The organism is Pectobacterium sp. CFBP8739, from assembly GCF_013449375.1.
In the GTDB taxonomy this organism is placed as follows: Bacteria; Pseudomonadota; Gammaproteobacteria; order Enterobacterales; family Enterobacteriaceae; genus Pectobacterium.
Genome location: NZ_JACDRR010000019.1, coordinates 84,304 through 97,410, shown reverse-complemented (window position 1 = coordinate 97,410; position 13,107 = coordinate 84,304). Strand labels below are relative to the sequence as shown.

9 protein-coding genes and 1 tRNA gene are annotated in these 13,107 nt (G+C 52.1%); 6 read left to right on the top strand and 4 right to left on the bottom strand.

All coding sequences use genetic code 11. The features are described 5' to 3' along the window. Nucleotides 1-137 precede the first annotated feature (137 nt). Both H0247_RS14410 and H0247_RS14405 read left to right on the top strand, forming a co-directional pair. Nucleotides 138-1,217, top strand: coding sequence for an alpha/beta fold hydrolase (locus tag H0247_RS14410; protein ID WP_180743152.1), 1,080 nt, complete (start codon nucleotides 138-140; stop codon nucleotides 1,215-1,217). 200 nt (nucleotides 1,218-1,417) lie between these two features. Beyond that, nucleotides 1,418-3,037 carry a methyl-accepting chemotaxis protein gene (locus H0247_RS14405; protein ID WP_180743151.1) on the top strand — a complete coding sequence of 540 codons (1,620 nt, stop codon included), beginning with the start codon at nucleotides 1,418-1,420 and terminating at the stop codon, nucleotides 3,035-3,037. Between the two features lie 76 nt (nucleotides 3,038-3,113). Here H0247_RS14405 and H0247_RS14400 read toward each other — a convergent pair whose 3' ends face one another. The 4 genes from H0247_RS14400 to pepA form a co-directional block, all read right to left on the bottom strand. Then, on the bottom strand, nucleotides 3,114-3,674 hold the full coding sequence (locus H0247_RS14400; RefSeq protein ID WP_180743150.1) for an RNA 2'-phosphotransferase: 561 nt from the start codon (nucleotides 3,672-3,674) through the stop codon (nucleotides 3,114-3,116). A gap of 137 nt (nucleotides 3,675-3,811) precedes the next feature. Next, nucleotides 3,812-6,667, bottom strand: a complete 2,856-nt coding sequence (locus tag H0247_RS14395) for a valine--tRNA ligase (protein ID WP_180743149.1) — start codon at nucleotides 6,665-6,667, stop codon at nucleotides 3,812-3,814. 12 nt (nucleotides 6,668-6,679) lie between these two features. Continuing rightward, nucleotides 6,680-7,129: a DNA polymerase III subunit chi gene (locus tag H0247_RS14390; RefSeq protein ID WP_180743148.1), complete on the bottom strand. Its 450-nt coding sequence runs from the start codon at nucleotides 7,127-7,129 to the stop codon at nucleotides 6,680-6,682. Nucleotides 7,130-7,256: 127 nt separating this feature from the next. Then, nucleotides 7,257-8,768: a leucyl aminopeptidase gene (gene pepA, locus H0247_RS14385; protein ID WP_010284628.1), complete on the bottom strand. Its 1,512-nt coding sequence runs from the start codon at nucleotides 8,766-8,768 to the stop codon at nucleotides 7,257-7,259. Between the two features lie 283 nt (nucleotides 8,769-9,051). Between pepA and lptF the strand changes: the two genes are divergently transcribed. The 4 genes from lptF to H0247_RS14365 all read left to right on the top strand — a co-directional run bounded on the left by lptF (nucleotide 9,052) and on the right by H0247_RS14365 (nucleotide 13,033). Further along, a complete protein-coding gene (gene lptF, locus H0247_RS14380; RefSeq protein WP_180743147.1) occupies nucleotides 9,052-10,167 on the top strand; it encodes an LPS export ABC transporter permease LptF in 1,116 nt (371 codons plus the stop codon). Next, nucleotides 10,167-11,243, top strand: a complete 1,077-nt coding sequence (lptG, locus tag H0247_RS14375; RefSeq protein ID WP_180743146.1) for an LPS export ABC transporter permease LptG — start codon at nucleotides 10,167-10,169, stop codon at nucleotides 11,241-11,243. The genes lptF and lptG overlap by 1 nt, the downstream gene beginning before the upstream one ends. 231 nt (nucleotides 11,244-11,474) lie before the next feature. Beyond that, nucleotides 11,475-11,559 (top strand) — tRNA-Leu (locus tag H0247_RS14370). Nucleotides 11,560-11,779: 220 nt separating this feature from the next. Next, entirely contained in the window at nucleotides 11,780-13,033 is a 1,254-nt protein-coding gene (locus H0247_RS14365; protein ID WP_180743145.1) for an integrase arm-type DNA-binding domain-containing protein, read from the top strand. The last annotated feature ends 74 nt before the right edge of the window (nucleotides 13,034-13,107 follow it).

Below are 13,107 nucleotides of genomic sequence, written 5' to 3'. Positions count from 1 at the left end.
GTAGAATATTTCGTAATAAATAAAAAATTCAGATAATAATCTCTTTTTATTATTAGTTCGCTTATGTTTATTGGGATTTTTCCTAGTAGACATTAGAATCGCGGCTTCACGACTTCATGATTACCGAAGAGTTATTTATGATTAATCGAATACTATCAGGGGTGGTGGGCGCATTTCTGTTAATGCTGTCACCATTAACGCATGCACAGGCCAATTTCCCAGAGCCCAAAGAAGGCGACTGGATTGCGCCAGAATTTACCTTCAACAGTGGCGAAAAATTAAAAGATCTACGTATTCACTATTACACGATCGGTGATAAAACCAAGCCCGCAGTCTTATTGCTACATGGAACGAACCAGCCGATTAAAGCGCTGCTCGCCAATGGCTTTGGCGGAGAGCTGTTCGGGCCGGGCCAGGCGCTGGATAGCAGCAAATACTTTATTATCATGCCGGAGAGCATTGGTTCTGGAAAATCGTCCAAACCGTCAGACGGCCTGCGGATGAAATTCCCGCAGTACGACTATAACGATATGGTGCAGGCACAATATCGCTTGGTCAAAGAAGGCCTGGGGGTTAACCACCTGCGGCTGGTGATGGGATATTCCATGGGTGGTATGCAAACCTGGCTCTGGGGTGAAAAATACCCAGACATGATGGATGCGCTGGTGCCAATGGCGTCGCTGCCAAATGAACTGTCTGGTCGTAACTGGATGATGCGTCGTATCCTGATTGAATCCATCAAGAACGATCCGACTTGGAATAATGGTGAGTACACACAACAGCCGCCAACGCTGAAAACGGCCAGCATTATGTTTAGTATCGCCACCACTGGCGGCACGCTGGCATACCAGAGCAAGGCGCCAACACGTGCACAGGCAGATAAACTGGTTGAAGATCGCTTGGCTGCCCCTTCGAATAGCGATGCGAATGACTTTATTTATATCTGGGGTTCGTCTGAAAATTATAATGCGGCACCGGAATTGAATAAAATTAAGGCGCCTGTTTTGGTGATTAACTCTGCGGATGACGAGCGTAATCCTGTTGAAACAGGCATCCTGGAGAATGAGCTGAAGAAAATTAAGCAGGCGACATTGTTCCTTATTCCCGCCAGTAAAGATACCAGTGGGCATGGCACAATGATGTCAGCGAAGTTTTATAAAGATGAGTTGCAACGTTTCTTAGAAAAGAATCCGTCTCAAAAAAATAATAAAAAATAAATCTTAATGACCGACAGGAAATCTACTTCTGTCGGTCATCGTCTTCTTTATACGTTTCTTTATTACGGTTTTATCACGTATTTATTTCAGCTCGTGGATTTAACACGTCTGGAAATATAACGACCATTACGTAAATAACTGAACGGCTCCGCTGTAGAGCTGGCGCTCACCTCTCTTATTTCAGACCACAGGGACAATTTATGTTTCGTAAGATAAAGATCCGTACTGCACTCAGCATGATGGTGTTTTCGTTAGCGGCGTTACTGCTTTTTGTCGGCGTTCTGGGGCTGGTTGCCGTTCAGTCAGGAAACAAATCATTTGCCCGTGTCGATATAGAAGTGCTACCAGGGCTGGTCGCGCTGAATGACAGCTCTGAACTGCTGTTGCGTGGTCGGTTGGATTTGCGTTTGTACGAATCATTAATGGGGAAAGGAGATGTCGAAGCGGCTAAAGTTGCCCTGGGACGTGCCAGAACCAAAGTCGATGGTGCTAGCGAAAAATGGCAGGAATACCTGAAATATCCGCAGTCCGAAGAAGAGAAAGTGATTTCTGCGGATATGGCTGAGAAACGCAATACGCTGATGCAGGACTTTATCGATCCGGCATTTGCGGCGCTTAACGCAGGAAATCTGGATGAATATCGCCAGCGTGCCGGTAAATCGACAGTGCTGTATGCCGCGTTTGATAAATCCTCTAAAGCGCTGGTGGCCTTTAAGCTGAAGAGCATTGATGAAGCCTACGCGGATTCAAATGGGCGTGTGAAGCTGATGGAAGGCATCCTGTATGCGGCGATCGCTTGCGCATTGCTGCTGGCGGTGCTGGCCTGGTCTGTCATGACCAATATGATCGTGAAACCGCTGAACCAGGCTATTTCCGTCTTTGACCGCATTGCTGAAGGCGACCTGCGTGCGCAGATTGATAGCAGCGGAAAAAATGAAATCGCACATCTGTTTGCCGCGGTTCAACGTATGCGCGATGGGCTGGAAAACATGGTACGTGTAGTGCGTAACGGTACCGATGCGATCAGCGTCGGGGTTGAGGAAATCGCCTCCGGCAACATCGATCTCTCCAGCCGTACCGAGCAGCAGGCGGCCTCGTTGGATGAAACGGCTTCAAGTATGGAGCAGATCATGTCGACGGTGAAAAATAATGAAGACAATACGCGTAAAGCCAACGATCTGGCGCTGAAAGCCTCTAATTCTGCGTCTCGCGGCGGGAATGTTGTCTCCGAAGTCGTGGATACCATGCGTTCCATCAAGCAGAGCTCTGCCAAGATCTCCGACATTGTTGGCGTGATTGACGGCATCGCCTTCCAGACTAACCTGCTTGCGCTGAATGCCGCGGTGGAATCGGCGCGTGCGGGTCAATACGGTAAAGGCTTTGCCGTGGTGGCTTCTGAAGTTCGGATGCTGGCTGCGCGCAGTGCGACAGCAGCGAAAGAGATCGGCACCATGATCGATGATTCTCTCAGCCGTATTGAAAAGGGGGCCGGTCTGGTTGAAGTCGCCGGTAACACCATGGACGAAGTGCTGATGGATGTGAAAAAAGTGGTCGATATCATGGATGAGATCACGCTAGCTTCCAGTGAGCAGAGCCGCGGTATTTCGCAGATCAATATCGCCATCAATCAGATGGATGGTGTGACTCAGCAGAACGCATCATTGGTATCAGAAGTGGCAACCTCGGCGAATGCGCTTCAGGAGCAGGTTGTTAACCTGCAACAGTCCGTTTCCCGTTTCCAGATCGCAAGAGAAAACATGGCGATGGATAATGTGCTGCCCGGCTTGCGTCAGAACATTGCCTTAGCCGATGCCCGCTAATCGTTAAATGACCTTATCACCTGTTTTCGCTAATGTTATGTGGAGAGCGAAGACAGGTGACTCACGCACGTACTCATCAATCCATAAATGGTGTGGAATCGATAAACGGCACGGGAACCGTTAACGTCAGCCAGACGCCGTTATCCGCCTGATAAAAAATGAATCCCTGCTGATGCATTTCCAGCGTCTTTATTTTCAGCACTGTGGGCTTGCCATGCCGTTGGCCGACGGTTACCGCTGTTGCCTCATCGGCAGACAAATGCACATACTGACGTGAACCGGGACGCAAACCCTGCTGATTGATTGAATCGATAAATCGGGTTGCGGTACCGTGGTAAAGAAATTCGGGTGGGACTTTAGGCTCGTAACGCATATCGACCTGTGCTGACGAGTGCCCCTGTGCTGCGCGGATTGATAACCCATCTGCTGAAATGGAAAAACGCTTTTTGTCACTGTTATCGACGACGGATTGAATCACTTCTCTGGTTAGAAGACGACCGCCTTTTTCCGCACCGCTAATCAGCTCGGCAATATTTGCCCATCCTTCGCTGTTCAACGTTAATCCAATGGCTTCGGGCTTGTGCCGTAAAACGTAGCTCAGAAATTTGCTGACATCATCATGCTTCGTGTTGCTCATTGTGTTACTCCATTACTGCATCGTGCGAAGTGAATAGAATTGTCATTGAAAGCCTTTTTATTCGAGCAAAAATAAAAAGCCCCGTTTTGCAACGAGGCTTTTGTACTGACCCTACTACCGCTGGAAATCGGTTAGTGTTACAGCGCAGCGATGACCGCTTGCTGTTCCAGTAGTTTGGCTTTCGCTACGGCGTAGCCGTCCAGTTTTTCACGCTCTTTGGCGACAACTGCTTCCGGTGCGCGCGCCACAAAGCCTTCGTTGGACAGCTTGCTTTCGATGCGGCCAATCTCGGCTTCGATTTTCGCCACTTCTTTCGCCAGACGGTCCAACTCTGCCGCTTTGTCGATCAGACCCGCCATCGGGATTAACAGCTCTGCGCCATCAATGAGTTTAGTGACAGAAACTGGGCCTTTATCGCCCGCAGGCAGCAGCGTAATGCTTTCCAGACGCGCCAGCGTTTGGATGAAGCTGCGGTTCTCTTCCACGCGACGCTGGGCTTCTGCCGTTGCGTCACGCAGTAACACTTCCAGCGGTTTGCCCGGCGCGATGTTCATTTCCGCACGAATGTTACGCACGGCGATAATCGCCTGCTTAATCCACTCCAGATCGTTCAGCGCCAGCGTATCTTCCTGTGCGGCATCAAACTCAGGGAACGGTTGCAGCATGATCGTGTCGGCGCTAATGCCTTTCAGCGCTTTAACACGTAGCCAGATGGTTTCGGTAATGAATGGAATAATCGGGTGTGCCAGACGCAGCAACGCTTCCAGTACGGTAACCAGCGTGTGGCGCGTACCGCGCAGTTCCGCTTCTGAACCGCCATTCATCACAGGCTTCGTCAGCTCCAGATACCAGTCACAGAACTGGTTCCAAGTGAATTCGTACAGAATACCGGCCGCAATATCAAAGCGATAGCCGTCCAGCGCTTCGCGATAGGCTTTCACCGTACGGTTGAATTCTGCCAGAATCCAGCGATCAGCCAGCGAAAGCACTTTCTCGCCTGCGCCAAAACCACAGTCCTGATCTTCCGTGTTCATCAGCACAAAACGGCTGGCGTTCCACAGCTTGTTACAGAAGTTGCGGTAACCTTCCAGACGCTTCATATCCCAGTTGATGTCGCGGCCAGTAGAAGCCAGCGCCGCCAGCGTAAAGCGCAGGGCGTCTGTACCGTGAGGCTCGATGCCGTTCGGGAACTGCTTCTCGGTGCGCTTGCGGATTTTTTCCGCCAACTGAGGCTGCATCATGTTGCCGGTACGTTTTTCCAGCAGTGCTTCCAGCGAAATACCGTCCACCATATCCAGCGGGTCGATGACGTTCCCTTTGGATTTGGACATCTTCTGGCCTTCTTCATCACGGATCAGGCCGGTCATGTAGACGGTGTGGAATGGCACCTGCGGTTTGCCGTCTTCATCTTTGATGAAATGCATAGTCAGCATGATCATGCGGGCAATCCAGAAGAAGATGATGTCGAAGCCGCTGACCATCACGCTGCTTGGGTGGAAGGCTTTCAGATCCGGTGTTTGCTCCGGCCAGCCCAACGTAGAGAACGTCCACAGGCCAGATGAGAACCAGGTATCCAGTACGTCTTCGTCCTGATTCAGAACGATATCGTCAGCGAGGTTGTTTTCACTGCGAACTTCCGCTTCGGTACGGCCAACATAGACATTGCCGTTAGCGTCGTACCAAGCCGGGATGCGGTGACCCCACCACAGCTGACGAGAGATACACCAGTCCTGAATGTCGCGCATCCAGCTGAAGTACATGTTTTCGTACTGTTTTGGCACGAACTGAATGCGACCGTCTTCCACCGCTTCTACCGCGGGTTTAGCCAGCACGGCAGCGCGCACGTACCACTGGTCGGTCAGCATCGGTTCAATCACCACGCCGCCACGGTCGCCGTAAGGCACGGTCAGATCGTGCGCTTTGATCTCTTCCAGCAGGCCGAGTTCATCGAATGCGGCGACGAGTGCTTTACGTGCGGCAAAACGTTCCAGACCCTGGAAAGCTTCTGGAATGTCGTTGCTGTAAACGGTGCTGGCTTCGCCATTAGTATCAAACACTTCAGCGCTCTGACGGATATCGCCGTCGAACGTCAGGATATTGACCATCGGCAACTGATGACGTTTACCGACTTCGTAGTCGTTGAAGTCGTGTGCTGGCGTGATCTTCACGCAGCCGGTGCCTTTTTCCATATCGGCATGTTCGTCACCGACGATCGGAATACGGCGGCCAATCAGCGGCAGGATCACTTCTTTGCCGATCAGATCTTTATAACGTGGATCTTCCGGGTTAACGGCGATACCGGTATCACCCAGCATGGTTTCCGGACGGGTGGTAGCGACGACCAGATAGTCTTTCCCTTCGGCGGTTTTCACGCCATCGGCTAGCGGATAGCGCAGGTGCCACATCGACCCTTTCACTTCACGGTTTTCGACTTCCAGATCGGAAATCGCAGTGCGCAGTTTTGGATCCCAATTCACCAGACGCTTGCCGCGGTAAATCAGGTCTTCTTTATACAGGCGGACGAACACTTCTTTCACCGCGTTGGACAGGCCTTCATCCATGGTGAAGCGCTCACGCTCCCAGTCAACGGAGTTGCCCAGACGGCGCATTTGGCGGGTAATGTTGCCACCGGATTCGCCTTTCCACTGCCAGATTTTGTCGATGAATGCTTCGCGGCCGTAATCGTGGCGGGTTTTGCCTTCTTCTGCGGCGATTTTGCGCTCAACGACCATCTGTGTGGCGATACCGGCGTGGTCAGTCCCCGCCTGCCACAGAGTGTTTTTGCCCTGCATACGCTGATAGCGAATCAACGTATCCATGATGGTTTGCTGGAAAGCGTGACCCATATGCAAGCTGCCGGTGACGTTGGGCGGCGGGATCATGATGCTGAAGCTTTCTTTACTCGTGTCGCCGTGCGGCTTGAAGTAGCCTTGTTTTTCCCAGTGTTCGTAGAGCGGCTGCTCGATATCTTGCGGGTTATATTTCGTTTCCATTATGCTCAAAATTCAGTGAGTTGGCGGCGTAGCCGTGGTCAATTGGAAGCCGACGCTGCGATAAGTTTTATAGCGGTCGCGCGCCAACTGTTTCAAGGATTCTTCGTAAGGGACAAAGTCTATCACTTCATGGAAAGCGGTGGCAAAATCTGCGAACTGTGGCAATAGGCTAATCAGCAGATCCCGTGGCGCATTACCACGCCGCTGCGGCCAGGCCAGCTCGACTGGTGCACCGTGACGCGGCCCTTCGCCTGCCAGATTATGCGGCACGAACGTATGAGGGTCGCGTTGCCACAGTGCCTCATCCAGTCTGATGGCCTGCTGCTCGTCTTCACAGGCAATCAGCACGCGCTTTCCTGCTCGCCAACGTTCTGCCGCCAGATCGCAGGCCAGTGCCTCATGGGCGCTGAGTTCACCGCTTTTTCTGTCGTGTTCGAGAAGATAGAACGTTGCGTTTTTCATTGTTTACACTATTGATTGCTAAGAGCCAGAAAGTGATAAGGGCCGGAAGTCCGGCCCATAAGACGGCAATGACCTTATAAGGATAAGGCAATCGCTGACTTTGGTCATCGCCGTTGACGCGAAAGCCTTATTCTACGTCGTTCTGTCCGGCGCGGTTAAGCAGGAACTGTGATAACAGCGCGACCGGACGACCCGTAGCCCCTTTGGCTTTACCGGAGCGCCAAGCGGTGCCTGCGATATCCAGATGCGCCCAACTGTATTTACGCGTAAAGCGCGACAGGAAGCAGCCTGCGGTAATCGCGCCGCCCGGACGGCCGCCAATGTTCGCCATATCGGCAAAATTGGACTCCAGCTGTTCCTGGAATTCGTCGGTCAGCGGCAGACGCCATGCGCGGTCGCCAGACTGCTCGGACGCGCTTAACAACTCATGCGCCAGCGGATTGTGGTTCGCCATCAAGCCGGTGATGTGGTGCCCCAGCGCAATCACGCACGCGCCGGTTAGCGTCGCGACGTCAATGACGACATCCGGCTCATAGCGCTCAACGTAGGTCAGCGTATCACACAGAACCAGACGACCCTCTGCATCGGTGTTCAGCACTTCTACCGTTTGGCCGGACATTGTGGTCAGCACATCGCCCGGACGGTAAGCGCGCCCATCGACCATGTTTTCACAACCTGCCAGCACGCCGATGATGTTCAACGGCAACGCCAGTTCGGCTGCCATGCGCATCACGCCGTAGACTGTGGCCGCGCCGCACATGTCGTATTTCATTTCATCCATGCTGTCGGCAGGCTTGATGGAGATGCCGCCGGAATCGAACGTCAGCCCTTTACCTACCAGCACAATCGGGCGGGTTTCCGGGTTCGGATCGCCTTTATATTCGATCACAGACATCAGTGATTCATTCTGCGAGCCCTGACCCACGGCCAGATAGGCATTCATGCCCAGCTCTTTCATCTGCTGTTCGCCAATCACGCGCGTGATGATGTTCTGGCTGTAGGTATCGGCCAGTTGGCGCGCCTGCGAAGCCAGATAGGCGGCATTACAGATATTTGGCGGCATGTTGCCGAGATCTTTCGCGGCTTTGATGCCTGCAGCAATCGCCAGACCGTGCTGAATCGCACGCTCACCGCTGGTCAGTTCACGGCGCGTTGGCACGTTGAACACCATTTTGCGCAGCGGACGGCGCAGCTCGACCTTGTTGCTCTTAAGTTGATCGAAGGTGTACAGCGTCTCTTTGGCAGTTTCGACCGCCTGACGCACTTTCCAGTAGGTGTTACGGCCTTTCACGTGCAGTTCGGTCAGGAAGCACACCGCTTCCATCGAGCCGGTTTCGTTCAGGGCGTTGATCGTTTTCTGAATCACCTGTTTGTACTGGCGTTCATCAAGCTCGCGTTCTTTTCCGCAGCCAATCAGCAGGATGCGTTCGGAAAGAATGTTAGGTACATGGTGCAAGAGCAGTGATTGCCCCACTTTGCCTTCTAATTCACCACGGCGAAGCAACGCGCTGATATAGCCGTCGCTGATTTTATCGAGTTGTTCGGCAATAGGGGACAGACGACGCGGTTCAAACACGCCGACGACAATGCAGGCACTGCGTTGTTTTTCCGGGCTACCGCTTTTTACGCTGAACTCCATGTACTCTCCTGAATCTTAAAGACAAAGGCGGGGGCAACGGCTAGAATGTGACACTCCGTAATACTTTCCCGCCGTTGCGTTAACATAACCTGTGTTAATCTTAACGACGTAGCGAACCTGTTTTAGTGACTAATAAGCAGGTTCTGATACAACAGCTCAAACGCAGTGTGTTGTAATACCGTTTTAGCTAAGAGGGCTGCCAAAAATGAGTATAAATGGCGCGTTAGCGAAGAAACTATCGATTTTCCTGCAAAAAGACAAGTTTTCACAGGCGTAATTAAGCGTGATCATCATTCGATATCTGGTACGGGAAACCTTTAAGAGCCAACTGGCCATCCTTTTCATTCTGTTACTGATTTTCTTTTGTCAGAAATTAGTGCGGATATTAGGTGCCGCTGTTGATGGTGAAATCCCGACAAATTTGGTTATCTCCCTGTTGGGATTGGGTGTGCCAGAGATGGTGCAACTTATCCTGCCATTAAGCCTGTTTCTTGGTGTATTGATGACGTTTGGCCGCCTCTATGCGGAAAGCGAGATCACCGTTATGCACGCCTGTGGACTGGGAAAGCGCGTGTTGCTGAAAGCCGCATTGGCTCTGGCGGTGTTCACCGCCATCATCGCCACCATTAACGTCATGTGGCTTAGCCCGTGGTCGTCGCGGCATCAGGAAGAAGTGCTGGCGGAAGCGAAGGCGAACCCCGGCATGGCAGCGCTGGTCGAAGGGCAGTTCCAGTCTGCGCAAGGCGGCAACGCAGTGCTGTTTGTCGGTAATGTCAAAGGTTCGGAGTTTCAGCACGTCTTTCTGGCACAACTGCGCCCCAGTGGTAATGCGCGGCCTTCTGTTGTGGTTGCCGATCGCGGTCATATCAAACAAAACGAAGAGGGTGCGCAGGTCGTGACGCTGGATAACGGTTCGCGTTACGAAGGCACGGCGCTTTTGCGTGATTTTCGTATCACCGATTTCACCAACTATCAGGCCGTGATCGGTCACCAGAGCGTGACGCTAAATAATAGCGACGCGCAGCAAATGGATATGCAAACCCTGTGGCATTCGGATGCGCACGATGCACGCGCAGAGTTCCACTGGCGCCTGACGTTGATTCTTTCTGTGCTAATCATGGCGCTGATGGTGGTGCCGCTGAGTGTGGTGAACCCACGTCAGGGCCGGGTGCTGAGCATGCTGCCTGCGATGCTGCTGTACCTGATCTTCTTCCTGCTGCAAAGTTCGCTGCGTTCTAATGCCAGTAAAGGAAAGATCGATCCGATGATATGGGTCTGGCTGACCAACCTGATGTACTTCGGCATCGCGCTGATGCTTAACCTGTGGGATACCGTGCCGATGCGCAAAGTGCGTGCCCGCTTTAAGCCTCGTACTCTCAAAACACAAGGAGCGGCCTGATGTTTGGTGTATTAGACCGCTATATTGGCAAAACGATTTTCACCACCATCATGACGACGCTGTTCATGCTGGTGTCGCTCTCCGGCATCATCAAATTTGTCGACCAGTTGCGTAAAGTCGGGCAGGGCGAGTATTCGGCGCTGGGCGCCGGGCTGTATACGCTGCTCAGCGTCCCCAAAGATATTGAGATCTTCTTCCCGATGGCGGCGCTGCTCGGCGCATTGCTCGGGTTAGGCCAACTCGCGACCCGCAGTGAGCTGGTTGTGATGCAGGCTTCCGGCTTTACCCGCTTGCAAATTGCGACTGCCGTGATGAAAACCGCGATCCCGCTGGTGCTATTGACGATGGCGATTGGCGAATGGGTTTCCCCGCAGGGTGAACAGATGGCGCGTAACTACCGTTCTCAGATGATCTCTGGTGGGTCGATGATCTCTACGCAGGGCGGGCTGTGGGCAAAAGACGGCAATGACTTTATCTATATCGAACGGGTTGCGGGCGATAAAGAGCTATCTGGCGTTAACATCTACCACTTCGACGATAACAACAAACTGCTATCTGTGCGCTATGCGGCCTCCGCTGAGTTTGAAGATGACAGGAATGTCTGGAGGCTGTCGCAGGTTGATGAATCTGATTTGAGCGACGGCAAACAGATTGGTGGGAGCCAGACGCTTAGCGGTGAATGGAAAACCAATCTGACGCCCGATAAACTGGGTGTGGTGGCGCTGGAGCCTGATGCGCTGTCGATCCGCGGGCTGCATGATTACGCCAAGTACCTGAAGCAAAGTGGACAAGAGTCGAACCGTTACCAACTGAACATGTGGAGCAAAATTTTTGCACCGATTTCTGTTGCGGTGATGATGCTCATGGCGGTCTCTTTCATCTTCGGTCCGCTGCGCAGTGTGTCGGCGGGGTCTCGCATCGTGATTGGTATCAGCTTTGGTTTCCTCTTCTACCTGCTAAATGAGATTTTCCGCCCGCTCAGCTTGGTTTATGGCATCCCGCCGATTTTAGGCGCTATCTTGCCGAGCTCGGTGTTTCTGTTCATCAGCGTGGTGCTGCTGCTGAAACGCCGATAGCACCAACTAAACCAGAGAAAGCGCTGAGCGGATTTCGCCTCGGCGCTTTTTTATTGTGCGTGACAAATTGCCTTCGGCAACGTTCATTACCACACCATTGTGAAGGTAAAAAAGTCATAACACGTTGCTAAAGATGATTTTTTCATCACTTAACCGAATGCGAGGTGGATTAACGTTGCACATGGGCCGCCAAACGGTATAATGCACCCGTTTTCCGCATACTACTTCTGTGCCGAAGTGGCGAAATCGGTAGACGCAGTTGATTCAAAATCAACCGCCGCAAGGTGTGCCGGTTCGAGTCCGGCCTTCGGCACCATAGTATGAAAATTAAGTCACCTTAGGGTGGCTTTTTTTATGTCCAAAATCGTCCAGTAACGTCCATATCTACATGTAAAATAACAATTTTAGTTTCATTTCCCTCTCTGCTGTTTTGTCTGTTTTATCCACAGTGGTCTTTCTTCGTCCATTGACATCCAGATGATTTGGGGGTCAAGATGAGGGTCAATTCACTTCGATTATGAGTTGACCCCCAAATTATGGCGTTGACCGACGTTGTTGCCCGTACTGCCAAGCCTCGCGAAAAAGCCTATAAGCTCGCTGACGCGCACGGCCTGTATCTTTTGGTGAGTCCTAACGGCTCTAAGCGCTGGTATCTCAAATACCGCTTTGAAGGTAAGGAAAGCCGGATTGCGTTCGGTGCCTATCCGTTGATCTCGCTGGCGAAGGCCAGAGAGAAACGTGATGAGATACGATTGCTGCTGTTGGAGGGTATCCACCCAACGGAAAAGCGTGAAGAAGAAAAAGAGCAGGCGCAAGAGGCGTTGAATACTTTTGCCAAGGTCGCGCAGGACTGGCACCGAAACATTAGCCAAAACCGGTGGTCAGAAACGCATGCAGGACGGGTATGGCGCGATATGGAACGAAATCTACTGCCTGCTATCGGGCATCGTCATATTGCTGACCTGAAAACTAAAGACCTGCTGGAGCCGCTGAAAGTCGTCGAACAGAACGGTCATCTTGATTTGGCGTCACGGTTGCGCCAGCGCGTCACCGATATTATGCGCTACGCGGTGCAAAACGATCTGATAGAACGCAACCCCGCGCAAGAACTCTCCGGCGCGATAGCCGCACCAAAAGCTACCCATCGGCCAGCCCTGAAACTGAATAAACTGCCTGATTTTCTGGCAAGGATAGAACGCCACAAAGGGCGGGCGTTAACCAGACTGGCGTTAAAACTCACACTGTGCGTTTTTATCCGCTCCAGCGAGCTACGTTTTGCCCGCTGGCCGGAAATCGATTTTAAACGCGCTATGTGGACGATACCGACTGAACGTGAAGCCATTCCTGGCGTGAAGCACTCACAGCGCGGTGCAAAGATGCGCTCTGAACATCTGGTGCCGTTATCCCGACAGGCCTTAGCGCTGCTGGAAGAGATTAAGGCCATCAGCGGCGCTCATGAACTGATCTTCCCCGGCGATCGTCGGCCAACTAAACCGATGAGTGAAAACACCGTCAACAACGCATTACGAACCATGGGCTATGACACCACTACCGAAGTGTGCGGACACGGCTTCCGCACCATGGCCTGTAGCGCACTGGTGGAATCCGGCCAGTGGTCACGGGATGCGGTAGAGCGCCAGATGAGTCATCAGGAACGCAACGGTGTTCGTGCTGCCTATATCCACAAAGCGGAACATTTGGATGAGCGCAGGCTAATGCTGCAATGGTGGGCGGATTATCTGGATGCGAACCGGAAAGAGTATGTGGTGCCGTATGAGTTTAAGAAATGATGTACTGAATACTCTATCTTATAGGATTTAATCATTTTGTTGATTATTAATGGATTTTTTTCTAGGCAGAGGGA